This is a genomic window from Pseudarthrobacter sulfonivorans (assembly GCF_014712225.1).
Lineage (GTDB): Bacteria > Actinomycetota > Actinomycetes > Actinomycetales > Micrococcaceae > Arthrobacter > Arthrobacter sulfonivorans.
This window is the reverse complement of sequence record NZ_JACXBW010000004.1, coordinates 171,720-196,569: the sequence shown is the minus strand read 5'-3', so window position 1 is coordinate 196,569 and position 24,850 is coordinate 171,720. Positions and strand designations below refer to the sequence as shown.

Annotated in this window: 23 protein-coding genes and 3 tRNA genes; 9 read left to right on the top strand and 17 right to left on the bottom strand. The window is 64.0% G+C overall.

Features of this window, described 5'->3' with window-relative positions; all coding sequences use genetic code 11:
- Window positions 1-43: 43 nt before the first annotated feature.
- On the bottom strand, window positions 44-1,660 hold the full coding sequence (locus IAQ70_RS07175) for a solute symporter family protein (RefSeq protein ID WP_190988627.1): 1,617 nt from the start codon (window positions 1,658-1,660) through the stop codon (window positions 44-46).
- Window positions 1,657-2,037: a DUF485 domain-containing protein gene (locus IAQ70_RS07170; RefSeq protein WP_190988626.1), complete on the bottom strand. Its 381-nt coding sequence runs from the start codon at window positions 2,035-2,037 to the stop codon at window positions 1,657-1,659. Before IAQ70_RS07170 ends, IAQ70_RS07175 begins: the two co-directional genes overlap by 4 nt.
- Window positions 2,038-2,219: 182 nt before the next feature.
- Between IAQ70_RS07170 and IAQ70_RS07165 the strand changes: the two genes are divergently transcribed.
- Genes IAQ70_RS07165 through IAQ70_RS07150 form a run of 4 tightly spaced genes read left to right on the top strand, consistent with a single transcriptional unit; the run spans window position 2,220 to window position 6,007 of the window.
- On the top strand, window positions 2,220-3,410 hold the full coding sequence (locus IAQ70_RS07165; protein ID WP_190988625.1) for a sensor histidine kinase: 1,191 nt from the start codon (window positions 2,220-2,222) through the stop codon (window positions 3,408-3,410).
- A 59-nt stretch (window positions 3,411-3,469) separates the two neighbouring features.
- Window positions 3,470-4,189: a LytR/AlgR family response regulator transcription factor gene (locus tag IAQ70_RS07160; protein WP_190988624.1), complete on the top strand. Its 720-nt coding sequence runs from the start codon at window positions 3,470-3,472 to the stop codon at window positions 4,187-4,189.
- On the top strand, window positions 4,186-4,536 hold the full coding sequence (locus IAQ70_RS07155; protein ID WP_190988623.1) for a DUF485 domain-containing protein: 351 nt from the start codon (window positions 4,186-4,188) through the stop codon (window positions 4,534-4,536). The genes IAQ70_RS07160 and IAQ70_RS07155 overlap by 4 nt, the downstream gene beginning before the upstream one ends.
- A 7-nt stretch (window positions 4,537-4,543) precedes the next feature.
- Complete coding sequence (locus IAQ70_RS07150) at window positions 4,544-6,007, top strand: sodium/solute symporter (protein WP_190988622.1); 1,464 nt, start codon at window positions 4,544-4,546, stop codon at window positions 6,005-6,007.
- 134 nt (window positions 6,008-6,141) lie between these two features.
- On the opposite strand, the gene IAQ70_RS07145 is transcribed toward IAQ70_RS07150, so the two are convergent.
- The 6 genes from IAQ70_RS07145 to rpsB all read right to left on the bottom strand — a co-directional run bounded on the left by IAQ70_RS07145 (window position 6,142) and on the right by rpsB (window position 11,161).
- On the bottom strand, window positions 6,142-6,726 hold the full coding sequence (locus IAQ70_RS07145; protein WP_190988621.1) for a DivIVA domain-containing protein: 585 nt from the start codon (window positions 6,724-6,726) through the stop codon (window positions 6,142-6,144).
- Window positions 6,727-6,833: 107 nt separating this feature from the next.
- Window positions 6,834-7,757 carry a phosphatidate cytidylyltransferase gene (locus IAQ70_RS07140; RefSeq protein WP_190988620.1) on the bottom strand — a complete coding sequence of 308 codons (924 nt, stop codon included), beginning with the start codon at window positions 7,755-7,757 and terminating at the stop codon, window positions 6,834-6,836.
- Window positions 7,757-8,314 carry a ribosome recycling factor gene (gene frr / locus IAQ70_RS07135; protein ID WP_190988619.1) on the bottom strand — a complete coding sequence of 186 codons (558 nt, stop codon included), beginning with the start codon at window positions 8,312-8,314 and terminating at the stop codon, window positions 7,757-7,759. The genes IAQ70_RS07140 and frr overlap by 1 nt, the downstream gene beginning before the upstream one ends.
- Before the next feature lie 123 nt (window positions 8,315-8,437).
- Window positions 8,438-9,175, bottom strand: a complete 738-nt coding sequence (gene pyrH / locus IAQ70_RS07130; RefSeq protein ID WP_190988618.1) for a UMP kinase — start codon at window positions 9,173-9,175, stop codon at window positions 8,438-8,440.
- Window positions 9,176-9,302: 127 nt separating this feature from the next.
- On the bottom strand, window positions 9,303-10,139 hold the full coding sequence (tsf, locus tag IAQ70_RS07125; protein ID WP_190988617.1) for a translation elongation factor Ts: 837 nt from the start codon (window positions 10,137-10,139) through the stop codon (window positions 9,303-9,305).
- A 128-nt stretch (window positions 10,140-10,267) separates the two neighbouring features.
- Window positions 10,268-11,161: a 30S ribosomal protein S2 gene (rpsB, locus tag IAQ70_RS07120; protein WP_190988616.1), complete on the bottom strand. Its 894-nt coding sequence runs from the start codon at window positions 11,159-11,161 to the stop codon at window positions 10,268-10,270.
- 399 nt (window positions 11,162-11,560) lie between these two features.
- Here rpsB and IAQ70_RS07115 point away from each other — a divergent pair, with 399 nt between their 5' ends.
- Window positions 11,561-12,109, top strand: a complete 549-nt coding sequence (locus IAQ70_RS07115; protein WP_190988615.1) for a M23 family metallopeptidase — start codon at window positions 11,561-11,563, stop codon at window positions 12,107-12,109.
- On the opposite strand, the gene IAQ70_RS07110 is transcribed toward IAQ70_RS07115, so the two are convergent.
- Window positions 12,106-13,296, bottom strand: coding sequence for an acyl-CoA dehydrogenase family protein (locus IAQ70_RS07110; RefSeq protein WP_190988614.1), 1,191 nt, complete (start codon window positions 13,294-13,296; stop codon window positions 12,106-12,108). The genes IAQ70_RS07115 and IAQ70_RS07110 overlap by 4 nt on opposite strands.
- A gap of 221 nt (window positions 13,297-13,517) precedes the next feature.
- Here IAQ70_RS07110 and IAQ70_RS07105 point away from each other — a divergent pair, with 221 nt between their 5' ends.
- Window positions 13,518-16,304: an AAA domain-containing protein gene (locus IAQ70_RS07105; RefSeq protein ID WP_190988613.1), complete on the top strand. Its 2,787-nt coding sequence runs from the start codon at window positions 13,518-13,520 to the stop codon at window positions 16,302-16,304.
- 51 nt (window positions 16,305-16,355) lie between these two features.
- Here IAQ70_RS07105 and IAQ70_RS07100 read toward each other — a convergent pair.
- The 5 genes from IAQ70_RS07100 to IAQ70_RS07080 all read right to left on the bottom strand — a co-directional run bounded on the left by IAQ70_RS07100 (window position 16,356) and on the right by IAQ70_RS07080 (window position 20,452).
- A tRNA-Ile gene (locus tag IAQ70_RS07100) sits at window positions 16,356-16,429 on the bottom strand.
- 141 nt (window positions 16,430-16,570) lie between these two features.
- The gene (locus IAQ70_RS07095; RefSeq protein WP_190988612.1) at window positions 16,571-17,767 is read right to left on the bottom strand and encodes a glycosyltransferase; all 1,197 of its coding nucleotides are present in this window, start codon (window positions 17,765-17,767) and stop codon (window positions 16,571-16,573) included.
- 167 nt (window positions 17,768-17,934) lie between these two features.
- Window positions 17,935-18,843 (bottom strand): DMT family transporter, encoded by a 909-nt coding sequence (locus tag IAQ70_RS07090; RefSeq protein ID WP_190988611.1) that lies wholly within the window; start codon window positions 18,841-18,843, stop codon window positions 17,935-17,937.
- Window positions 18,843-19,526, bottom strand: a complete 684-nt coding sequence (locus tag IAQ70_RS07085; protein WP_190988610.1) for a CDP-alcohol phosphatidyltransferase family protein — start codon at window positions 19,524-19,526, stop codon at window positions 18,843-18,845. The genes IAQ70_RS07090 and IAQ70_RS07085 overlap by 1 nt, the downstream gene beginning before the upstream one ends.
- Before the next feature lie 71 nt (window positions 19,527-19,597).
- On the bottom strand, window positions 19,598-20,452 hold the full coding sequence (locus IAQ70_RS07080; protein ID WP_190988609.1) for a phage holin family protein: 855 nt from the start codon (window positions 20,450-20,452) through the stop codon (window positions 19,598-19,600).
- Window positions 20,453-20,629: 177 nt separating this feature from the next.
- On the opposite strand from IAQ70_RS07080, the gene IAQ70_RS07075 reads away from it, so the two are divergent.
- The 3 genes from IAQ70_RS07075 to IAQ70_RS07065 all read left to right on the top strand — a co-directional run bounded on the left by IAQ70_RS07075 (window position 20,630) and on the right by IAQ70_RS07065 (window position 22,504).
- On the top strand, window positions 20,630-21,853 hold the full coding sequence (locus IAQ70_RS07075; RefSeq protein ID WP_317983604.1) for a multidrug effflux MFS transporter: 1,224 nt from the start codon (window positions 20,630-20,632) through the stop codon (window positions 21,851-21,853).
- Entirely contained in the window at window positions 21,850-22,029 is a 180-nt protein-coding gene (locus IAQ70_RS07070; RefSeq protein WP_190988607.1) for a hypothetical protein, read from the top strand. The genes IAQ70_RS07075 and IAQ70_RS07070 overlap by 4 nt, the downstream gene beginning before the upstream one ends.
- A 67-nt stretch (window positions 22,030-22,096) precedes the next feature.
- Window positions 22,097-22,504: a hypothetical protein gene (locus tag IAQ70_RS07065; protein ID WP_190988606.1), complete on the top strand. Its 408-nt coding sequence runs from the start codon at window positions 22,097-22,099 to the stop codon at window positions 22,502-22,504.
- Between the two features lie 50 nt (window positions 22,505-22,554).
- On the opposite strand, the gene IAQ70_RS07060 is transcribed toward IAQ70_RS07065, so the two are convergent.
- The 3 genes from IAQ70_RS07060 to dnaG form a co-directional block, all read right to left on the bottom strand.
- Window positions 22,555-22,630, bottom strand: a tRNA-Asn gene (locus tag IAQ70_RS07060).
- Between the two features lie 126 nt (window positions 22,631-22,756).
- Window positions 22,757-22,829 (bottom strand) — tRNA-Asn (locus IAQ70_RS07055).
- A 79-nt stretch (window positions 22,830-22,908) separates the two neighbouring features.
- A complete protein-coding gene (dnaG, locus tag IAQ70_RS07050) occupies window positions 22,909-24,834 on the bottom strand; it encodes a DNA primase (RefSeq protein WP_190988605.1) in 1,926 nt (641 codons plus the stop codon).
- Window positions 24,835-24,850 lie beyond the last annotated feature (16 nt).

The window sequence follows — 24,850 nt, the reverse complement described above, 5'->3', positions numbered from 1 at the left end:
AACGACGGCGGCTTCCGGGCCGCCGTCGTTCGTTTGCCTGCCGTTAGTGGTCCACGGCCTTCTCCGCACCGACGCCGGTGAGTGACCGTACTTCCATTTCAGCCTGCTTGGCGGTGTCTTCGCGCTTCTTGTCCAGCACGGTGCCGAGCCAGCCGAGCAGGAACGCGAGCGGGATGGACACGATGCCCGGGTTGCTGAGCGGGAAGAGGGCGAAGTGGGCGTCCTTGATCATGGACGTCGCGGCGCCGGAGACGACGGGCGAGAAGATGATCAGGAGGATGGCCGAGCCCAAACCGCCGTACATGCTCCACACCGCACCCTGGGTGGTGAACCGCCGCCAGAACAGGGAGTAGACGATGGTGGGCAGGTTGGCCGATGCCGCCACGGCAAAGGCAAGGGCCACCAGGAAGGCCACGTTCTGTCCGTTGGCGAGGATGCCGCCGAGGATGGCGAGGATGCCGATGACCACTACGGTGCGCCGGGCCACCTTGACCTCGGTGTCGGCGTCGGCCTTGCCCTTGGAAATCACGTTGGCGTAGATGTCATGGGCAAAGGATGCGGCCGCGGTGATGGTGAGGCCGGCAACTACCGCGAGGATGGTCGCAAAGGCCACAGCCGAGATGAAGCCCAGCAGCAGCGGGCCGCCCAGGTGGAAAGCGAGCAGCGGTGCTGCCGCGTTCACGCCGCCCGGGGCCGTCTTGATGGTCTCCGCACCAACCAGTGCGGCTGCACCGTAACCGAGCACCAGGGTGAAGAGGTAGAAGAGCCCGATCAGCCAGATCGACCACACCACGGACTTGCGGGCTTCCTTGGCCGTCGGGACGGTGTAGAAGCGCATCAGGACGTGGGGCAGGGCAGCCGTGCCGAGGACCAGCGCGAGGCCCAGGGACATGAAGTCCAGCTTGGACGTTTCGCTCTTGCCGTACTGCAGGCCCGGGTTCAGCACGGCCGGGTTGCCCGAGGTTTCAACGGCTGCGCCGAGGAGGCTGGAGAGGTTGAAGCCGTAGATGGCCAGCACCCACAGCGTCATCACGGCTGCACCGGCAATGAGCAGGATCGCCTTGATGATCTGGACCCAGGTGGTGCCCTTCATGCCGCCGATCAGGACGTACATGATCATGAGCGCACCCACCACGATAATCACCAGAGCCTGGCCGCCCCAGTCGCTGATGCCCAGCAGCAGCGAGATCAGGCTGCCGGCTCCGGCCATCTGCGCGAGCAGGTAGAAAAAGCAGACGGCCAGGGTGGAAATGGCGGCCGCGATGCGGACCGGCCGCTGCTTGAGCCGGAACGAGAGGACATCGGCCATGGTGAATTTGCCGGTGTTCCGCAGCAGTTCCGCCACGAGCAGCAGAGCCACGAGCCAGGCCACCAGGAAACCGATGGAGTACATAAAGCCGTCATAGCCGTTGACGGCAATGGCCCCGGTGATGCCCAGGAATGAGGCGGCGGACAGGTAGTCGCCTGCAATGGCGGTTCCGTTCTGGGAGCCCGTGAACGAACGGCCGGCCGCGTAGTAGTCCGCGGCCGTTTTGTTGTTCCGGCTTGCCCGCAGCACGATCACCATGGTGACGGCAACAAACAGGCCGAAGATCCCCATATTGAGGAGCGTGGTTTCCTTGAGCTGGGCGACGTCAACTGACGTGGCAATCCCGATCATTTGTTCACTCCGGTCACGCGGTTGCCGTCTTTATCAAATTCATGGCCTTCGATCTCGTGGCGGATCTCCGCCGCAATGGGGTCAAGTTTCCGGTTGGAGTAGCTGACATACCAGCCGGTGATGGCGAACGTGGACACAAACTGCAGGAGGCCCAGGATCAGGCCGATGTTGATATTGCCCCACACCTTTGTGGACATAAAACCGACTGCGTAGTCCGCCAGCAGGACGTACGCGAAATACCACAGCAGGAACGCTACGGCCATCGGGAATACAAAACTGCGGTGACGTTTGCGCAATTCCTGGAACCGCGCGGTCGACTGGACTTCTTCGAAGTCCACGGGCGCCGCTGCGTCCGGAATCCGGGCATCATTACCCATCGTTCCTCCTCGTTGAGAGTTGACTGGTCCACCAGCCAGCCACTCCTGCATACAGGGGTGCCGCCAATGTGACTGCAATCACTGTGCGCGCGCGCAGGGGCTGCATTCCATAGCGACGGCCTGAACGGTCGCCCAACGGTCACGATGCTGCGCCTAACGGCAGCCGACGCTACGCTGGCAGCATGCCGGACTCCCCCCTCCTGACTGCCGCCGCAGTTGCAGTGATCACCCTGGCGATCGCCGTCGTCGTTGGTCTGGGAATCAAGCTGTTGCGGTCTTTCCGCGAGCTGGGCACCGACGCCGAGCAGGCTACCTACAAGACCCTCCACGCGGCGTCCCGGGCGGGGCAGCACCTGCGCACAGGACTCAATCCGACGGGCGCTGCGAAGGCGAGCAAGCAGCTGCGCGCCTTGCTGGGCTGCGATGCGCTGGCCATCACAGACACAGCGGGCGTGCTCGCCTGGGATGGGGCGGCCGAGGAGCTGAAGCCGCTGCTAATGGGCCTGGCCGCTGACGTCCTGACTGGTGGACGCACCACTGTGCTCCAGGCCAGGGAGCTGGGTGCGGAGCCTGCCTCCGGCGCCCTGGCCGCCGTCATCGCACCGGTGCGCGCCGGCTCACGAGTGGTGGGCGCGGTGGCGGCGTTTGCCCCCTCGGCAGGTGCCGGACTGGTGCGGGCCACCAGCGAAGTGGCCGACTGGGTGGCCGTCCAGGTGGAGCTCGCGGAGCTGGACGCGTCCCGGACGCTGCTGATGGAGGCCGAAGTTCGGGCTTTGCGGGCCCAGATCAGCCCGCATTTCATCTACAACTCGCTCAACGCCATTGCCTCGTTCATCAACACGGACCCCGAGCGGGCCCGGGAACTCGTGGTGGAGTTCGCGGACTTCACAAGGTACTCCTTCCGGCGGCACGGTGACTTCACCACCCTCGCCGAGGAACTGCGCTGCATCGACCGGTACCTTCTGCTGGAGCGGGCCCGGTTCGGGGAGCGCGTGCAGGTCAGCCTGCGGATCGCGCCCGAGGTGCTGGGCACGGTCATCCCGTTCCTGAGCCTGCAGCCGCTGGTGGAAAACGCGGTGCGGCACGGCCTTGAGGCCAAGGAGGGCGCCGGCCACATCACCATCACTGCCAACGATTCGGGTGCCTTCGCGGAGGTAACGATCGAGGACGACGGCGTGGGGATGGATCCCGCCGAACTCCAGTCCATGCTCGCGGGGCACCGGGACGGGGACCACGTGGGGCTGCGCAACGTGGACGCCCGGCTCCGCCAGGTTTACGGGGACCAGCACGGACTGGTGATAGAGACCGCACCGGGTGAAGGGACGCTGATCACCCTGCGCGTACCGAAGTCCCAGCCCGGCCATGATGCCTGAATCCGGCGCCCTGATCCAGCCGCCTGCTTCCAACCGCCTCCGGCAGATAATGTAGGACCATGATTAATGTCCTCGTCGCCGACGACGAGCTACCCGCCGTCGAGGAACTGGCCTATCTGCTGGGCAGGGACGACCGCATCGGCACCATTCACCGGGCCTCCTCCGGTTCCGAGGCGCTGCGGGCCCTCACCAGCGAATCCGTGGACGCCGTTTTCCTGGACATCCACATGCCTGCCGTGTCCGGCCTTGATGTTGCCCGCGCCATCTCCCGCAGCACCAAGAAGCCGGCCGTCGTGTTTGTCACCGCGGACGAGGACTGCGCCCTGGAAGCCTTCGAACTCGCCGCCGTGGACTACCTGCTCAAGCCCATCCGGGCTGAGCGGCTGGCCCGCTCGGTGGGCAGGATCAGTGAGCTGCTGCGCGACGGCGGCGCCGCACCTGAGATGATCACCGTCGACCAGGGCGGCACCACCAGGATGATCCGGCGCGACGACGTCACGTACGTCCAGGCGCAAGGAGACTACGCCCGGCTGCACACTGCCGACGCCAGTTTCCTGATCCGGGTGCCGCTGGCCGATTTGGAGCAGCAATGGGCGGACGCGGGCTTCATCAGGACACACCGGTCCTACCTGGTGGCACTGAAGCACGTCTCGTCCATGAAGCTGGCTGCCGACAGGCCCAGCGTCTCGGTGGCCGGCGCCAGCCTTCCCATCAGCCGCCGCCACCTTCCCACGGTCAGGGAAAAGCTGGAAGCCACCCGCATCCGGCCGCAGGCATGACCCGCGTCCGCGTTACCGCACCGCGCTCGGTGCCCCGCCCGGCCGGCGAAACACGCGAAGCTGCCGAGGAATCAGAGGTGGGACAGGTTTTCGTCCGGTCCCTGATCCGTTCCCAGCTTCGGCTTGCCCTGGTGGTGGCCGTCGGCTTCATGCTGATCCTGGGCGCCTTCCCGGTGTTGCTGGCAGCAGTGCCCGGCCTGGCCGACACCCGGATTTGGGGCATCCCCTTCGACTGGCTGCTGCTGGGTGCGGGGATTTACCCGATCATTGGACTCAGCGCCTGGCTCTTTATCCGCACCGCCGCCCGGAATGAGGCCAGGTACCGCGATCTGGCCGGGGACAAGTGATCTCCCGATGAATCCTGCGGTCGGTGTGGTGGCCCTAGTTGTCGTCTCGGTGGCCACGGCCGTGATCGGCTTCTACGGACTGCGGATTTCCCGCACCACCGGCGATTTCTATGTTGCCTCCCGGACGGTCCGGCCGTGGTGGAACGCTTCGGCCATCGGTGGCGAGTACCTGTCCGCGGCCAGCTTCCTGGGTGTGGCCGGGCTGATCCTGCTCTCGGGAACGGACGCGCTGTGGTTCCCTGTCGGATACACCGCCGGGTACCTGATGTTGCTGCTTTTTGTGGCAGCCCCGCTGCGCCGGTCCGGGGCGTACACCATCCCTGACTTCACGGAGGCCAGGCTGGATTCCCGAGCCGTGCGGCGGGTGACCAGCCTGGTGGTGGTGGTGGTCGGCTGGCTGTACATCGTGCCGCAGCTCCACGGCGCCGCCCTCACCATCCGCATCACCACCGGTTTGCCGCCGTGGGTGGGCTCAGCGGCCGTGGTGATCGTGGTGTGCCTGACTGTAGTGGCAGGCGGCATGCGTTCCATCACCTTTGTGCAGGCGTTCCAGTACTGGCTGAAGCTCACTGCCCTGGCTGTTCCCGTCCTGTTTATTGTTTTCACTCTGGCCGGCAACGGGACCGCTGCCGTGGCCCCCGCAGCCGTGAACCCCACTGCAATGGCTCCCGCCGGCGCGTACCAGAACGTCTCACTGCTGGTGGCACTGCTGTTCGGCACCTTGGGACTCCCCCACGTCCTGGTGCGGTTCTACACAAACCCCGACGGCAGCTCGGCGCGGCGAACCACCCTGATCGTGCTTGGCCTGCTGTCGGTGTTCTACCTCTTTCCGACCGCGTACGGGCTGGCGGGCAGGATGTTCGCACCGGAGCTCGCCCGGTCAGGGCGGGCGGACGCGGTGGTTCTGCTCCTGCCGGGACAGCTGATTGGCGGTACTGCCGGCGACCTGCTCTCGGCGTTGGTGGTTGCCGGCGCGTTTGCCGCCTTCCTATCCACCACGTCGGGGCTGGTGGTTTCGCTGGCCGGCGTTATCAGCCAGGACGTGCTTGGCGGCGGCATCCGCGGTTTTCGGCTCGCGGCTGTCGTTTCCGCCATCGTCCCGTTGGGCTTCGCCGTAACCACCGATTCCATGGCCCTCGCCGGCAGTGTGGGGCTCGTGTTCGCGTTCACCGCTTCCACGGTGTGCCCGGTCCTCCTGCTGGGCATCTGGTGGCGCGGACTCACGGACACCGGCGCCATCGCCGGAATGGTGACCGGCGCGGTCCTCTGTGGCGGCGCCATGGTGTGCGGTGCCGTCCTGGGCGCCGAGACCCCGTTCTGGCTTGCCCAGCCGGCGGCGTGGACCGTGCCGGCCGCGTTCGCCGTGATGGTGTTCGCCTCACGCCGGACAAAAGACCGGATTCCCAAAACCATGACACGGGTCATGACGCGGCTCCACACGCCGGAACGGCCACTGGTCACCGAACGCTGAGCGGGGACGCCATGTGCCGCCAGCCCGCCGGGTGTCTCCCCCGTCCTCGGAAGGCCGCCGGCCCTGCGCAAGGCCGCTGGGCCCCTGGGCGGGACGGCGGCCGGCCCCTGGGTAAGACGCGGGCCCGAGACCTGTCAGTCGATGGCTGCCATGAGTTCGACCACGCGGTCCAGGAAGGCGTCAACCTGGGTTTCCTCGTAGCCTTCATGGCCCGATGCGGGGCGGAAGACGGCCCGGCGTACGCTGTCAACGCTGAGTGGCTTGTCCTCCTCGAGGTAGCCGATCAGGTCATAGCAAAGCTTGTCGACGTCCAGGATGTTGTAGCTGCGGGCCTTCTTCTTGGCGGGGCGCCGGAAGCGTTCCCCGTCCGGCCGGTGCAGGCGGCCACGAAGGATCCCGGACAGGTTGCCGATCTCGCGGAGCCAGGCATCCTCGCCCCGCGCAGCGATCAATTCGTCCCGTTCGCGGCGCGCAAAGGCATCTTCAAGGCGGTCCAATGCCGCGTCCACAACGGCGGCGGAGTAGCCCCCCTTGACCGGGTCAAAGGAGACGCTGCGGACATCGGAGCTGCTGACAGCATGGATGGCGGCCTTGGGTGTCTCGAGCGCCACCTTGGCCCGCTGCAGGAACTGGTCCACCTGCTTGGCGTTGTAACCAAACTCGTTGCCCCGCACGCGCTCAAACGACGCGGGAATTTTCCGTTGAAAATCCAATGCCACTGTTGTTCCTTTGTTGCTTTTCAGCTGGGTCGGGTTGGGCACCAGTCTATTGGTGCCGCCGATGTCCGGCGAGGTAGGCGGGCGTGATCAGGTGGGTGCGGGCTGGTTCAGGCACCCGAGACTGTGGAGAAGAGGACAAACGCCACGGGTGAGGCAAAAACGATGGAGTCCAGCCGGTCCATGACACCGCCATGTCCCGGCAGAATGCTGCTCATGTCCTTGATGCCGAGTTCACGTTTGACCATCGACTCGGCGAGATCTCCCGCGGTGGACGCCGCGACGAGGCCCACGGCCAGGATCACGCCCACCCACCAGGGTTTGTCCAAAATGAAGATGCAGGCCAGGATTCCGATCAGCATGGCGCCGGCGATTGATCCGGCGAAGCCTTCCCAGGATTTTTTGGGGCTGATCTTCGGCGCCATGGGATGCTTGCCCAGGGAAGCGCCCACCAGATAGCCGAATGTATCGTTAGAGACCACCAGCAGCAGCATGACTGCCACCTGCCACGCTCCCGGAGGAATAGTCCCGCCCGGCCAGAGTCCCACCGGGGTGGCCACACCGACGGCGTGCAGCGGCAGTGCCGCGAAGCTGATGAAGAACGGCACCCAGCCGAGTGTGAAAACTCCGGCGAAGATGCTGTTCGCCGATCCGGCGGGGCTTTCCACCGACCGCCACAGCAGCACCGCCACGCAGCTCAGGAGCATGGCAAAGAGCAGGCTTTCCATGCCACCAAAGTATGCTGCGAACGGCATGGCGATAGTGCCCACCATGACCGGGACGATTGGCATCCGTGTTCCGTTGGCCTCGAGGGCGCGAAAAATCTCCCAGACGCCGAAAACAGCGAACCCCGTGGTGACGGCAACGAATCCGAGCGGGAGAAAGAGCAGGCCCCCGAGCACGCCGATGAGCATGGCCAACCCCACCACAATAGCCGCCGGAAGATTCCGGCCCGCCTTGGGCGTCGGGTTGTTCCGCGGCTGCTTCCCCTTTGTGCGCGCCCTCTGTGCGGGGGCCTGCTCTGCCTGGCTCATCAGACTTCGAGCAGCTCTGCTTCCTTGCGCTTAAGCAGCTCATCGATGCCGTCAACGTGTGACTTGGTCAGGGCATCCAGTTCCTTCTCGGCACGGCTGCCTTCGTCTTCGCCCGCTTCGCCGTCCTTGACGAGTTTGTCCAGCGTTTCCTTCGCCTTGCGGCGGATGTTGCGGATGGAGATCTTCGCGTCCTCGCCCTTGGTCTTGACGATCTTCACGTATTCCTTGCGGCGCTCCTGGGTCAGGTCCGGAATGGTGATCCTGATGACGTTGCCGTCGTTGGAGGGGTTGGCACCCACCTCGGAGTCACTGAGGGCGCGTTCGATGTCGCGCAGCGCGGTCTTGTCGAACGGCGTGATGAGGATGGTGCGGGCATCCGGGATGGCGAAAGATGCGAGCTGCTGCAGCGGGGTGGGTGAGCCGTAGTAGTCCACCAGCACCTTGTTGTAAAGGCCGGGATTTGCCCGTCCGGTGCGGATCGAGGCGAAGTCTTCCTTGGCTACCTCGACAGCCTTGTCCATCTTCTCTTCGGCTTCGAGCAAGGTTTCTTCGATCACGGTCTCTCCTCAGAAATCAGTGCAGCACGCATGCCGGCTGCACAATCTTGGTTCAGTGTTCCTGGTTCCATCGCTGGTCCCGCCAGCGGGGATGGAACCGTCCTGAAATCATCCTAGCCGTAGCTAGGGGGTCACCAGGGTACCCAGCTTTTCGCCTCGGATGGCGCGGGTAACGTTCCCTTCACCTTCCATCCCGAAGACCACCATGGACAGGTTGTTGTCCTTGCACATGGTCATCGCGGTTTGGTCCATCACACGGATGTCGCGGCGCAGGGCGTCGTCGTAGCTCAGGGTGTCCAGGCGCTCGGCACCGGGATCCTTCTTGGGATCAGCGGTGTAGACGGCGTCCACGCCGCTCTTGGCCATCAGGACAACGTCCGCATGGACTTCCAGTGCACGCTGGGCGGCGACAGTGTCTGTGGAGAAATATGGCAGTCCGGCGCCTGCACCGAAGATCACGACACGGCCTTTTTCCATGTGCCGGATGGCCCGGCGCGGAATGTACGCCTCGGCAACCTGCCCCATGGTGATGGCGCTCTGGACCCGGGTCTCAACGCCGGCCTGCTCCAAAAAGTCCTGGAGTGCCAGGCAGTTCATGACCGTGCCGAGCATGCCCATGTAGTCTGCGCGTGAACGGTCCATGCCGCTCTGGGACAGTTCCGCCCCGCGGAAGAAGTTTCCGCCACCAACAACGATGGCAACTTCGACGTCGGGAACTGCTGCAGCGATTTGCTTGGCGACGCCGCGGACAGTGTCAGGATCAACGCCCAGCTTTCCGCCGCCGAAGACCTCACCTGAGAGCTTCAGGAGGACGCGGCGCCGGTTCTTTTCTGCCTGGCTTGAAGTATTGACGGCTTCCATGGGTGCCTTCCCGTTGGTTAACTCTGAAAAAGGTTATCGTGCCGGGCGGTCAAAGGTCTCATCCGGCCCTGGCCCGGTGCATGCAAAAGGGGCGGCCACCGAAGTGGCCACCCCTTTGCGGATTCGACTAGGAGCCGACGCGGAAGCGTGCGAAGGACGTGCCCTTGACGCCGGCCTCTTCGAGGACCTGCGCCACAGACTTCTTGGCGTCCTTGGCGAATGCCTGGTCAACGAGGACCTCGCCCTTGTAGAAGCCCGTGACACGGCCTTCGACAATCTTGGTCATGGCGGCTTCGGGCTTGCCTTCAGCCTTGGCAGTCTCTTCGGCGATGCGACGCTCGGACTCGACCAGGTCAGACGGAACGTCTTCGCGGGTCAGGTAGTTCGGGGACATCGCGGCGATGTGGACTGCAACATCGTGTGCGGCGGTGGCGGCGGCTTCGCCTTCACCGTCGACAGCGAACAGGACGCCGACCTGCGCCGGGAGATCCTTGGAGGTCTTGTGCAGGTAAGCGTCAACAGTGCCGCCCTCAATGCGGGAGATCCTGCGGACAACAACTTTTTCGCCCAGGATTGCGCCCTCTTCGACGACAACCTCGGACAGCGGCTTGCCGTCAACTTCGGTGGCCAGGAGGGTGTCGAGGTCGGCAGCGCCGGACTCCACAGCCACGGTCAGGACCTTGTCGGCCAGCTGGATGAACTTGTCAGCCTTGGCAACGAAGTCCGTCTCGCAGTTGACCTCGATCATGACGCCGACGCCGTTGCTGACCTTGGCAGCAACCAGGCCTTCAGCGGTGGAGCGGCCTTCGCGCTTCGTAGCGCCCTTGAGGCCCTTGATGCGGATGATCTCGATGGCCTTCTCGGCGTCGCCGTTGGCCTCGTCGAGAGCCTTCTTGACATCCATCATGCCGGCGCCGGTGCGCTCGCGCAGAGCTTTGATATCAGCGGCAGTGTAGTTCGCCATGTGAACCCCTCTGTCTAGAAAATTTATGTGGTGTACGGACCGACAGGACAGCGGCTCACCGCGTGAGCCGCCATCCTGTCAGTGATCCGGCGCTGCGGACAGCGTCGGAGAATCCGGATTTACTTGTCTTACTTGTCCGCGTCGGCGGCGGGAGCCTCGGCAGCGGCCGGGGCTTCCTCTGCAGCCGGAGCGGCAGCTTCTTCTGCAGCCGGAGCGGCTTCTTCTGCTGCCGGAGCTGCAGCGGCAGCTTCGGTCTTGCTGCCTTCGAGGAGCTCGCGCTCCCACTCAGCCAGCGGCTCTTCCGGAGCTTCGGTGGTGCCGGTTGCACGCTGGTTGCGGGCGATGAGGCCCTCGGCAACGGCGTCGGCGACAACGCGGGTCAGCAGGTTTACGGAGCGGATGGCGTCGTCGTTGCCCGGGATCGGGAAGTCGACTTCGTCAGGATCGCAGTTGGTGTCCAGGATGGCCACAACCGGGATGTTCAGCTTCTTGGCTTCGTCAACAGCCAGGTGTTCCTTCTTGGTGTCCACGATCCAGAGCACGGAAGGTGCCTTGGTCAGGTTGCGGATACCGCCGAGGTTGGTTTCCAACTTGGTGAGTTCACGGCGAAGGAGCAGCAGTTCCTTCTTGGTGTACGCGGAACCGGCGACGTCGTCGAAGTCGATCTCTTCCAGTTCCTTCATGCGCTGGATGCGCTTGGAAACGGTCTGGAAGTTGGTCAGCATGCCGCCGAGCCAGCGCTGGTTCACGTAGGGCTGGCCAACGCGGGTGGCCTGCTCAGCAATTGCTTCCTGGGCCTGCTTCTTGGTGCCGACGAACAGAACGGTGCCGCCGTGTGCAACGGTGGCCTTCACGAACTCGTAGGCGCGGTCGATGTAGGACAGCGACTGCTGAAGGTCAATGATGTAGATGCCGTTGCGCTCCGTAAAGATGAATCGCTTCATCTTCGGGTTCCAACGGCGGGTCTGGTGTCCAAAGTGGACGCCGCTGTCAAGCAGCTGGCGCATAGTTACGACGGGCATGCCGACGCTCCTTCCGGCAGGTCATTCATGAGAAAGCCTCGCGGCCCTCTTACCCTGCCAATAGTTGACGGTTGATTAGCGTGGCCCAAGGCGGGCCGTGCTCCTGGCACCCATTGCGACTCTCATCAGGACCGGGGCCCTGACCGCAAGAGGCACAATCCTCCTCAAACAAAGCCGGGGCTTTGGAATTAGAGGTCTGGATGCGCGTAGTCAGTTGCTGCTCCCCCGCATTCCTGAATGAGGCGTGCCGACGCAAATGCGTTGAGGGCACAGCAAACTGCTCCACCAAGTGTACTACAGGCACCGATATCCACCGGACATTCAGGCCTTCGGCCAGCGTTTTCCACATGGCGGCGCAGGACACTCGCGGCGGCAGACCCGGCACGGAAAGCTGGGCAGATGAAAGCGATACTTGTCCTTGCCGCCGCCCTTCTGCTGCCGGTGGCCGCGGCCTCGCCGCCGGCAGCCCCGCGCCCTGACTGGGATTGGCCGCTCTCCCCCAAACCGGCAGTCCTGCGCGCTTTCGACCCGCCGGACAAACCGTGGATGAGCGGGCACCGCGGCGTGGATCTTGGAGCAGCGCACGACGGCGTCCCGGTCACCTCACCGGCGTCCGGCACCGTGAGCTTCGTGGGCGTGGTGGTTGACCGTCCCGTGATCACCATCGATCACGGGGACGGACTGCGAAGCAGCTTTGAGCCCGTTGTAAGCCCGCTGACAGCCGGATCCCTGGTGGCGAAGGGCGATGTCATTGGAACCCTCCAGCCGGGTCACTGCGGAGCGGTGCCATGCGTGCACTGGGGCGTCAGGCGGGCCGATAACTACGTCAATCCGCTGGAGTTCGTGACGGACCTGCGCCCGTCCATCCTGCTGCCGGTCATCCGGGCAGGCCCGGTGAGCGGTCATTCGGTCACCTGGGTGGACGCGGCACCGGTGATCACCGGCTAGACGATGGCTGAGATCCCCGTGATGGCGCGGCCGGTCACCAGCGTGTTGACCTCATGGGTTCCCTCGTAAGAGTAGATAGCCTCTGCATCAGCGAAGATCTTGGCCATTTCAAAGTCGGTCACGATTCCGTTGCCACCCAGGAGGCCGCGGCCGATTGCCACGCTTTCGCGCATCCGGGCGGTGGTGAATGCCTTCGCCAGTGCAGACTGTTCGTCCTTGGCCTGGCCGGCGTCCTCCAACTGGGAAAGCCTGACCATCATGCCCATGGAGCTGACTGCGTTGCCCAGGATCTGGACCAGCTGGCTCTGGACAAGCTGGAAGGACGCCAGCGGACGGCCGAACTGGTGGCGCTCCACGGCGTACCGGCGCGCTACATCGAAGGCAGCGAGCTGCTGGCCCACCGCCTGCCAGGCGACAGCGAGCCGGGTCACCTTGAGGACCTTGTTGGCGTCGCGGAAGCTGTTGGCACCGGCGAGCTTGAAGAAGTCCGGAACCACCACGTCGTCCAGGACAATGTCGGCGTTCTGGACGGTCCGGAGTGAGATCTTGTTTTCAATCTTTGTGGCGCGGAAGCCGGGAAGCGCCGTGTCCACCAGGAAGCCCTTGACCTGATTGTCTGCAATGTCGCGGGCGTAGATGACCACCCAGTCGGAGAAGGTCGCGTTGCCGATCCACCGCTTGGCGCCGTTGAGGACCCAGGTGTCGCCATCGCGCTGTGCCGTGGTGCGGGTGCCGCCGGCCACGTCTGAGCCCCCAAGTGGTTCCGTGAGGCCGAAGGCGCCGATCTTCTTCAGCGAATAGATGTCCGGCAACCAGGCTTCCTGCTGTTCCTGGGAGGCAAGGGCCTCGATTGAGCCGGTAAAGAGACCGTCGTGGACGCCCAGGAACGTTGCAATGGAGGCGTCGGCCCGGGTGGCCTCGGCGTGGACCAGCCCGGCAAACACGTTCGAATAGCCCTGGCGACGCACGGGGCTTACCAAGTCGATTTCGGCCAGCTTCGGGATGAGGTCCATGGGGAATTCGCCGCGGTTCCAGCAGTCCACGGCAATCGGCCGGACTTCGCGGGACAGGAAGCCCCGGATCTCGGCCAGCCGGTCCTGCTCCTTGCCGGTCAGCAACTGTTCAAAGGCAAAAAAGTCACCGTCGGCGTACGGCAGGTCGTTGATGTCAATGGATTTCGTGGACATGGGTTCCTCGCTGGGGATCGGTGCTGGCGAAGGGTTCCAAGGGATGGAGATCCCGAAACCCACTAAAGTTACTGGTGAGTAACTTACTGCATTGGCCATACCCTCTGCAACGGCGGCGATGGAAGGACGCTGGACCTCAACGCTGCAGACGGCAGGCGTGCGACGAACCTTTCGGTATGGTCGGGGTGCAAGGATGCACTCTTTTGGTTGGGGGAACCGCAATGACTGACCCGCGCCGCGAGGCCGTTCTCATCCGACGCCAGGATCAGTCGGGTTTTGACGACAAAACCTCGGAAGTCTTGGAATACGTGGAAGGCGCAGACTTCACCCACTTAACTTTCCAGCTTTCCGGCGGCCCGAAGAAGTACGGGTACTCGGCCCGGAAAGTCCGGATCCTCCGTAATCCAGTGCAGGCACCCATAGGCGACATGGACACTGTCAGCATTCACGGCCAACCCGTGCAAGGCGTGACGGAGGTGTGGCGCTTCGACGGGCACGGCCAGACGTGGTGGCGAGTTTTCTCTTCAGCCGGCGGGCGCGAGAGTTATCAAACATGCGGGCAGGACGAGTTCAGCATCGTCCGGGCAGCTGAGCTCCCAACCGAGGCTTATGAAGTCCTCAACTACTGGCAAGACGTTGTGTCCCATCTTGGGCAGAACGATCCGTTGCGCTCGTTGTACAAGAACTTTCAGACAGTCCCCCACGGGAGCGTCCTCGATCTCTATCTTCGCGGGGAAGCCCCGGAGGCCTCGGCCGGGGTCGAAGAACTCATCTTTCCGTTCCCGTCCAACCTCAGCCAGCGCGAAGCCCTCAAGAAAGGGTTCACCCACCGCGTCTCCGTCATCGATGGGCCGCCTGGCACAGGAAAGACGCAAACAATACTCAACCTGGTTGCCAACATCATCCGTTCACAGGGGAAGACCGTGGGCATTGTCTCTTTCAACAACGCTGCGGTAGAGAACGTTCGGGACAAGCTCGCCGGGGAAGGGTTCGGCCACGTCGTTGCAGACTTGAGGAAGAGCGACTTGCGACGTGAGTTTTTCGCGGGACAGCACGCCGGAAACGTCGAGGTGCAGCGCCGGGTCGGAAGCTCCCCTGTTCCGATGCCGCCAGTCGGCCTGATTTCGGCCCTCGACGAGCGTCTTCAGCACCTGCAGGCGGTGGCCAGGGAACTGGCCCTGCGGCGGCAGGAACTGGATGCTTACAGTCTGGAACGGCGTCACTTCAGCCGCCACGTCGATGGTCACGGGCTGCCAGCGTTCCGGGCTTTGCCCCTCCTGAAGCTGCCATCCAGCCGTATCCTCGAGTACTTAGCCGAGACGGCGGCCGTCCCCGCCAACGAACGTCCCCTAAAAAGACTTTTCCGACGGTTCAAAGGCCGTTTCCGATATGGATCAACGAGGAACGTAGACCCCTACGACACCGACGTCGTCCTTCGTCTTCAGGCTGCCTACTACGACAACAAAATCGCGGAATTGGAACAGCAGATCGAGAAAGCCGAGGGGCAGCTCGACCAGGGCAACTATCCAGCTCTGGAGGACGAACTGCAGCAGGTGTCACGGCAGGCACTGAAAGCAAGTTTGTCTCAACGCTATGCCGGCGCCCGGTCGCCAAGTTATTCGGACGCCACCTATTTCCGGCACTTCAAGTCGTTTACCAACGATTACCCAGTGGTTCTGAGTACCTGCCACTCGCTTCGGCGAAGCATCCCAACGGGCTTCATGCTGGACTACCTGATCATCGATGAAGCTTCCCAGGTAGATCTGCTGGCTGCGGGTCTGGCGCTCTCCTGCGCACGGAACGTGATCGTCGTAGGCGATCTAATGCAACTCCCGCACATCCCGGAGAGGAGCGCTGCTGCGCGCGCCCGGCCGGCGCCTGCCCCCAGTTACGACTACGGGCAGCACAACATCCTGTCCTCAATCATCGAGCGCTTCGGCGCTGGACTCCCCCGCACAATGCTCCGCGAACACTACCGCTGCGATCCTGCAATCATCGACTTCTGCAACAGGAAGTTTTATGGTGGGCAACTCGTCCCTTACACCGTCCGCGACCCGGGAAATAGGGCGCTCGCGGTCGTCCGCACTGTCCAGGGAAACCATATGCGGCAGCACGCTGGCGGCCGCACGAACCAGCGGGAAGCGGACGTCATTGCGAAGGAGGTGCTGGAACTCTACTGCTCCGGCGCACGACACGAAGACATTGGCGTGGTCACGCCGTACCGTCGGCAGGTCGATAAAGTCGCGGAAGCTCTCAAGAACAATATCGAGGCTGACACAGTCCATAAGTTCCAAGGCCGTGAGAAGGAAATCATCATCATGAGCACGGTCCTGGACGAGACCAGAAACGGGCGTTCCGGGGTTGAATTCGTGGATAACCCGCAGTTGGTCAACGTGGCCGTCTCCCGCGCGGTGAAACGGTTTGTTCTGGTGACCAATCACGACATGCTGCCAGCCAGCCGTCACCTTCGCGATCTGGTCCAATTTATCCAGTACCAGGACCCCGGAAACGGCGTCTTTGAAAGCACAGTCCTATCCGTATTTGATCTCCTCTACAAGGAATACTCTGCGCTGCTCACGCCCTTGGCATCCCGCCTGCAGAACACGTCCAGGTTTGCTTCGGAAAACATCGTGTGGACGCTGCTCGTCGAAATGCTTGCCGAGGAAGCCTACAAGGATTTTGCCGCTGTCCAGCAGGTCGTTTTGCGCAATCTGCTCCCCGACCTTTCCAGGCTCACACCAGAGCAGGTCTCCTATGTGAGGAACCGGGCCACGGTCGACTTCGTCGTTTACAACCGCATTACCAACATGCCTGTCCTCGCTGTGGAAGTCGACGGTTTTGCCTTCCACGAGGCCGATGCTCGGCAAAGCGTCCGGGACGGCCTCAAGAACGCGATCTGCCGCACGCATGGCATTCCGCTCCTGCGCCTACCGACTACCGGGAGCGGAGAAGAACAGGTGATCCGCCAGAGGCTCACGGCTGGGATTCTTGAAACGGCATCGTTCTGACACGGATGCCCTCCGGACTGCGTTCCCGCAGGCCGGAGGGCATCCGCACGGTAGGGCTACTCGGACTTGAACCGAGGACCTTAGGATTATGAGTCCCGCGCTCTAACCAGCTGAGCTATAGCCCCATGCCCGCTGCCTGCCCGGTCCGATGAGGACTTTGGTTTCAGCAGGGCAAAAACACTCTAGCAAACCGGGGCGCTTCCTCAGACCACGGCTGGTGCTGGTCAGGTCGCGGCGGGTGCCGGGGCGCCGACTTCCTGCCGGCCTCAGACCACTTTGTCTTCGTAGCTTGCACCGCGGTACAGGTCCTCAAAGGTCTGCAGGGTGCCCTCGATGCTGTGCTGTTCCACCAGCCGCCTGCTGGCCTGGCCCATCGCTGCGCGCTCTTCGACGGACAGCTCCAGGATGCGGGTGATTTTCTTCGCGAGGTCGTCACTGTCGTTGGGGATGAACAGGTAACCGTTCTCGCCGTCGCGCACCAGGTGCGGGAGTGCCATGGCATCCGCGAGGAGGACGGGCGTCGAGGCGGACATGGCTTCGAGGGTTACCAGGGACTGCAGCTCGGCGGTGCCCGGCATGCAGAACAGGTCCGCTTTGATGTAGGTCTCCCGGAGGTCTTCGTCACTGGCCAGGCCCAGGAACCTTACCCGGTCCTCGAGGCCCAGCCGTTTGGCCTGCGCCTCGAGGGCTGGGCGGACTTCCCCGCCGCCTACGATCTCCAGATGGACATTCAGCTCTGCCGGGGTCTTGGATACCGCGTTGATGAGGACGTCAACGTGCTTCTCCTCTGCCAACCGGCCCACAAAAACCACCGTCGGGTTGGCATGCGGTTCGATGACTTCACCGGGCTGCAATTCATAGGCGGCCGAATCAATGCCGTTGGACAGGGGCAGCACCTTGCGGAGGAAGGCGTGCTGGTGCATGGCCTTGGCCGCCAGGGGTGTGGGCGTGGTGACGACATCGGCCTGGCCCATGACTTTGCCCATGTCCTTCCAGGAGATCTTGCCGATGATGTCCTTGAACCACTGCGGGAACGGCAGGAAGGGGTTCAGATTCTCCGGCATGAAGTGGTTGGTGGCCACAATCCTGACGCCACGCTTCACAGCTTCATACAGGACGTGTTCGCCGATCATGTAGTGGCTCTGGATGTGCACCACGTCAGGCTTGACCCGGTCGAAGAGGAGGCTGATCTCCTTTTTGATCTCCCACGGGAAGCAGATGCGGAAGTACTCGTGCGTGAAGACGCCGTGCGAGCGGAGCCTGTGGACAGTGGCCTCTGAACGGAATTCGGTGAAGCTCGCGCCATTGTCCGCGCGGCAGGCCAGCACATTCACGTTGTGGCCGCGGCCGGTCATGCCCTTCGCCAGGCGGTAGCTGAACTGGGCGGCGCCGTTGACGTGGGGCGGATACGTATCCGCGGCTATCAGGATGGTCAGGGGACGCTGGTCGGCGGGCGTTGTCACGTGGAGAGCTCCTGAAGGTCACGGTGCGCAGCTGACGCTGAAAACACCGGGTGGCCGCCGGCGCGGTGGCGCGGGGCCTCTTAGAATCGGCTGGGTGAAATCGGCTGGGTGGAAAGTCTGCGGATGGAAATGTCTTGTGATGGAAATGGACTGGTCAGGCCAGCAGGCTAGTGGGATGCCCTGCCCGCCGCCTTGCGCGCATCTTTCTTGCGCTTGGTGACCTCGGGGTGGTGCCTGGAAAGAGCGATCACCCCCACGATAGCAAGGGAAGCTGCCGCAGCCATGGCAATCGCCATCACGGCGTGGACGTCAGGGCGCAATTCACCCAGGATCACGATGCCGATGGCGATTCCCACGATCGGATCGACGACCGTCAGGCCGGCGATGACCAGGTCCGGCGGCCCGCCCGAGTAGGCGCTTTGGACAAACCAGGAACCGAGGCCGCCCGCTGCCGCAATGGCCACCACCGAGTACCACTGGACATTGAGCAGGAACAACCCGTTCGGATCCAGCAGGTGTTTGCCGATGATCCTCGTCAGGACAGCCACAAAGCCGAAAAGAACACCGGCGCCAAGGATGTAGACAAACGCACTCATCCGGTGCCGGAACATCACCGCCAGGGTGCCGAACACCCCGACTGCCAGGGCAAGCAGCAGCACTATGGTGAGCTCGTCCTCCTGATTCACATGGTGGTTCTCCTGGGTCACGTTCACCGCAAGGAGGACAAACAGCGCCGAACCGGTGACGCAGGCCGCAATGGACACCATGGTGGCCCGGTTGATGGTGATGTCCTGGTCGCGCGCATTCACCACGGTGGTGATGACCAGCGCGATGGCCCCGATCGGCTGCACCACGGTCAGCGGCGCGGAGACCAGCGCCACCGCGTTCATTGCCATCCCCAGGCACAGCAGGAGCAGCCCGATCACCCACCGGGGATTCCGCAGCAGGCGGAGGAAGCCGTTTGAACTCAGCGCCAGACCCCCGGTATCGGCCTTGACCGCACTGCCCTGCTTCTGGGCACCCAAGGCAAGGCAGAACGCCCCAAGCACCGCCAGCAGGACCGCGACCCACACCATCAGGCGGTGCCGCCGTCTTTATTTTCGCCGCCGCGACGCGCGCGGTCGTGCCCCGCGGCGTCGTGCCCCGCCGCGTCCTGATGTGACTGCATTCTGCCCTTCCGCAGAATGGCCCAGAAGTAGTTGTAGGCGGCAATCCAGTGGCCGACGAGGCCGAGGCCCAGGACAATCCAGGCAGCCAGGAACAGCGGCCCGCCGAACGGGGAATCCAGCCGTGACAGGACCAGCAGGGGTGTGCCGAGCAGCAGAAGCCCGGTGCGGACTTTGCCGACCCTGCTCACGGGGAGATCAGGATGGCCGCGGAAAAAGAAGAGTGTTATGGCCAGGAGCACGGCGTCGGGCACCAGGAGTGCAGCCAGATAAAGCCAATGGAGGACGCCGGCGATCACCAGGGTGACTGCCACCGTGATCAGGGCAAGCCGGTCAGCAAGGGGGTCCATGACTCGGCCCAGTTTGGACGCCTGGTCGAAGCGGCGTGCGACATAACCGTCTATCCAGTCGGAGCCCGCCATGACGGCCAGGACAACCACGGCGACGCCGTATTCCTTCTGCGCGAGGACCAGCCAGATGAAGAGCGGCACACCCATGAAGCGCAGCACCGTCAGGGCGTTGGGGACGGTGAAGACGCGGTCGTGGTCGATCTGGGGGCGGTCGGAACGCGCACCAGCGCCGATGAACCTCACTCCGCTCCCCTCCTCCTCCTAAAGCACAGCGTGAACGTGGAACTAAAGCAAAGCGTGAACGTGGCGGTCCGTTACGGATTCCGGAGCAGCCTGCGCAGCAATACCACGAAGATAGCGGCTGAAGCCGCGAGGGCCGCCAGAGGTTTCCAGCGAAGGCTGGCACCTTCCGTGGACTCAGACAACGCGGCGAACTTCTGGGCGGCAACGGCTTTGCCCTGTTCCAAAACGGCTTTGCCCTCTCCAAGCTTTTCCTTGGCGGCGCCAACCAGGAACCTGACCTGGGGTTTGACGTCCAACTCGGTGTCCAGTTCGTCCCGGACCTCCGCGATGTGCCGCCGCCGCTGCTCCAGCCTGCGGTGAAGCTCGGGCTCGGATGCATGCGGGAATTCCACCTTCTGCGCCTCGGCTTTGGCTTCCTTTTCCGCCTTGGCCTTCGCAGCGGCCTCATCCTTGGCGGCCTTTGCGGCCTTGGCCTCGGGGGTCGCCGGGTCAAGCAGGGCAGCGTTGAAGCCCGTGCCTTCCTTGGCGATCCCCAGATCGTATTTGATGCCCCGGATGGTCTCTTCCGGCATCAGGGGCATGGCCTTCTTAAGTTTGCGCATGCCGATCAGGGCCCCGATGAGGGCGATGATCAGGAACACCGCACAGACCAGCAGGGCCGCGAGCCAGGCCGGCATGATGGTGGCAAGGCCCATGATGGCAGCCACGATGAGGCCGACTACCAGGAAGGCCACGAAAACGAGGGCGACGGCGAGGAACGCTGCTGCTACCCCTACCTGGATGCCCTTGCGCTTGAGCTCTACCTTGGCGAAGGCGATTTCGTCGTTGAGTTGGCGGGGCGCGAGGCGAAAAAGTAGTTTCAGCGTTCTGGGCAGCGCGGTGATGCGCAGTCCCTGGCTGGTGCGCCCGGTGTGTCGTCCGCTCATCGGTTCCCGCCTTACATGTTGGTTGGTCGATTCGGCTGCCGTGTTCTGGGGGAGCGTGCGCCAGCATGGTCCCGTCCCCAAAACTATCATTCAGGCTCAGGCCAAACTTCCGGGTGGCCTCACGGCGCGCCCGTCACACCGCAAAGACGGACCGGGCCGGGCCTAGGATTGGTCTCCGTGACCATTCACTCCAATCCGGGCGACGCCCTGAGCCGCCGACGGAAACTGCTGTACATCCTCTTGCTCGGTGCGCTCACCGCTTTGGGACCCTTCACGATCGACCTCTACCTGCCTGCCTTCCCTGCCCTTGAGGCCAGCCTTGGAGTCTCCGAGGCGCAGGTCCAGCTGACATTGGCGGGCACCACCATCGGTTTTGCCCTGGGACAGCTGATAGTGGGTCCCTTCAGCGACAAGTTTGGCCGGCGGCTCCCGCTGATCCTGGCCACCGCCGTTCACATCGCTTCCTCCGTCGGGGCGGCGCTGTCCACCGACATCGCCACGCTGGGATTCTTCCGTGTCCTGATGGGGGTGGGCGCCGCCGGCGGCGGCGTGGTGGCCATGGCGATGGTGCGGGACCTGTTCTCCGGCTACGCCATGGTGAAGATGTTCTCCCGCATGGCCCTGGTGAATGGACTGGCGCCGATCCTGGCTCCCGTCATCGGATCCCAGCTTCTCCTGGTGATGCCGTGGCCGGGCATCTTTGTGTTCCTGGCCTGCTACGGGGCCCTGGTGATCGTTGCATCGCTCGTCCTGGTCCAGGAAACCCTGCCCCCGGAGAAGCGCGGCCAGTCCGGCATGACCGCAGGCCAGCGCTACAAGGCCCTCTTCACGGACCGGATATTCGTGGGCCTGTTGGTGGTGGGCGGTATGAACTTCGCCGGCCTCTTCACCTATCTGTCGGCCTCGCCGTTCCTGTTCCAGGACATTTTCGGTTTTTCCGCGCAGGAGTACGGCCTGCTCTTCGGCATCAACTCCCTGGGCATTGTGGCCGGCGTCCAGATCAGTTCCAGGCTCATCAGGCGCGTCCCGCCGCAGTGGATCCTTGCCGGCTCGACAGCCTGGATGTTCCTGATGGCTTCGTTGATCGTCATTTTCGACCAGGCCGGCTTTGGCCTCTGGGGCGTGCTGGTGCCGCTCTGGTTCTACATCATGGGCACCGGCTTTACCTTCCCCTGCGTGCAGGTCCTGGCGCTGTCCAGCCACGGCGCACAGGCCGGGACGGCGGCGTCCCTCCTGGGTGCCGCGACCTTCATGACGGCGGGCCTGATCTCGCCGGTGGTGGGCTGGCTGGGAATCACCAGCGCCTCACCCATGGGCGCCGTCCAGGCAGCATGCATCCTGGTGGCGATCGCCGGTCTCTGGCTGATCGTCAGGCCGCGGACCGTACCGGCGATCCAGTGAAAGGCAAACCGCACCGCAACCCCCGGGGTCTGTTCCTCGGGGCGGTGCTGGGCGCCGTCGCCGGCTACTTCGTTGGCCGGATATTCGGCGGCGCTGCCCTGGGCATCATCGTTGGCGCGCTGGCGGGCGCTGCCCTGCTGTACCGCGTCAATCCGGGTCCCTGGAACCGCCGGTAACAGTCGTGACGGCGCTGTAGGGTGCCGGCACCTGCCGTGAGGCACGCTCCCGCGATAAAATAATTCCGTGCCCAGCTGGCAGTACTCCTCGCCGCTCCCGGCCACATGGCAACGTTGCGACTCCGGCATCCTGCCACTGTGGTGGGACCGGCTGTGCGCGCAGACCGGCCAGCAATCCGCGGCCCTCTATGCGGCCGGGCTCTTTACCGAAGACCGACGCCGGCCCATCGCCCAGTGGTTCAACCCCGGCTTCAGCGCGGCCCTCCTGGTGGCCCCGGAAACCTCCCCTGAATGGCCGGTGCAGCGCTTCGGGATCTTCTACGCGCCGCCGGGCGCCGGCTTCGCCCGCGTCCACTCAGCGCCCCACGAATGGCACCCGCGCGAACCCCGCAAGTCCCCCACCGAGCAGGAGGCCTTCCTGGCCGCGATCGCGGAGGCCGAACGTTTCCTGCAGGTGGAAATGGACTTCGTCTGAAAGACAAAAAAAGTCCCGCCCTCACACGGAGGACGGGACTTTTTTGGTGTTGGCTCCTCCTGCTGGACTTGAACCAGCAACCCTTCGATTAACAGTCGAATGCTCTGCCAATTGAGCTAAGGAGGAATGAAGCAGGTACGACATTAGCAAAGGATTCCCGACAATGTGAAATCGGCTCCCGGATGGGTTGGAATACCCTCCCCTGGTATAAGAAAAATCCCCGTTCCGGAGAACCGGAACGGGGATTGCGCGCTCCTCCTGCTGGACTTGAACCAGCAACCCTTCGATTAACAGTCGAATGCTCTGCCAATTGAGCTAAGGAGGAATGAAGCGGGTATCAGCCTAGCAAACACCCCGGCTGGAAGCGAAATCAGAACTGAAATCGGGGATCGGAAGCGTGGAAGCTAGGCGTCCGAGCGCAACGCCCGGCGCTCCATTTCCAGCATCATCAGCTCGCGGTTAAGCCGTTGGAAGTCCTCTGGATTGGCTGCAGGGTCCAGCCGCTGGAGCTGGCCCATCTTGTCCGCCTTCACCCGAGTGATCTGGAGCTCGAACAGCCGGGCCAGGATGTCCTTGCAGTACTTCTGGACGGCTTCGGCGGTGCTGGCCGGCAGCGGCACCACGGCGAGTTCGGATACCAGCGGACGCAGGGGTTCGGGGACTTCGTTCATGACCTGCTCCACCCAGCGCACCGGCTCGCCGATCAGTCCCGGACCCGAGGCGCGCATGGCGTCGTGAACGGCCTGGAATGCGGGCGTCACGAACCGCGCAGCCGAGAAACGCTCCCAGATGCCGCCGCCCAGGAATGCGGGCTCCTGCAGCGCCACCTCCAGCGCCTGCCGCTCCATGGACGCCACCGGGTCGCGCGGATCGGGGCGGTGGTAGGAAGGGACGGCGCCCGACGCCGGTCCGGCGGCCACACCGGGTCCGCCGGGTTGGGTGCCACGCACCGGAGCGGAAGCACCGGACGGGGTTCCCGGCGACGCGGGTGCCCCGCTGCCTTCACGCTTCATGGCGACGGCGACTGCCCGGCTGACCTCCTCAACGGCGATGCCGAGCCAGCCGGCCAGCTGACGGGCATAGGCAGGCCTGATGGCGGCGTCCCGGATCTGGGCCACCACCGGAGCAGCTTCGCGCAGGGCCGCCACCCGGCCCTCCACGGTGTCCAGGTTGTGGCGCTTCAGCGTAGCTTTGATGGCGAATTCAAACAGCGGACGCCGGCTGTTGATCAGGTCGCGGACGGCAGCGTCGCCCTTGGTCTGGCGGAGGTCGCAGGGATCGGCGCCGGTGGGGTCAACGGCCACATAGTTCTGCGCCACGAAGCGCTGGTCCTCCTCAAAGGCACGCAGCGCGGCCTTTTGCCCGGCGGCATCGCCGTCGAAGGTGAAGATGACCTCGCCGCCGCTGCCGTCGTCGGACAGCAGGCGCCGGGCGATCTTGATGTGCTCGGTGCCGAACGCGGTGCCGCAGGTAGCCACCGCCGTCGGGATTCCGGCGAGGTGGCAGGCCATGACGTCCGTGTAGCCTTCCACCACCACCAGCTGCCGGTCCTTGGCGACATGCCGTTTGGCGAGGTCGATCCCGTAGAGCACCTGCGATTTCTTGTACAGGGTGGTTTCGGGGGTGTTGAGGTACTTGGGCCCCTGATCGTCCTCGTAGAGTTTCCGGGCACCGAAGCCGATGGTGTCGCCGGCGATGTCGCGGATGGGCCAAATGAGGCGGCCGCGGAACCGATCGTAGATTCCCCGGTTGCCTTCCGAGAACATCCCGGTCAGCTTAAGTTCAGCGTCCGTGAAGCCGCGCCCGCGCAGGTGCTTCAGGAGGGCGTCCCAGCCCTGCGGCGCGTAACCCACCCCGAACTGCTCCGAGGCTGCACGGTCGAAGCCGCGGTGGTATAGGAAGTTCCGCCCCTCGGCGGCGCCGGGCGTCAGCAACTGGGCGCGGAAGAACTCGTCGGCGATCTTGTGGGCGTCCAGGAGGCGCTGGCGCTTGCCCACTTCCTCACGGTTGGGGCCGGTGCCGCCGTCCTCGTAGCGCAGCTCGTACCCGATGCGGGCGGCCAGCTTCTCGACTGCCTCGTGAAAGGAGGTGTGATCCTGCTTCTGGACAAAGGCGATGACGTCGCCGTCTTCGCCGCAGCCGAAGCAGTGGTACCTGCCCACCTGCGGACGGACGGTGAACGACGGCGAGCGCTCGTCGTGGAAGGGGCACAGTCCTTTGTAGGTTCCCAGCCCGGCACCCTTGAGCGTGACGTAGCCGTCAACCACTTCCTTGATGTCCGTGCGCTGGCGTACTTCGTCAATGTCTTCACGTTTGATCAGGCCAGCCACAGAGCCATCCTAGTCC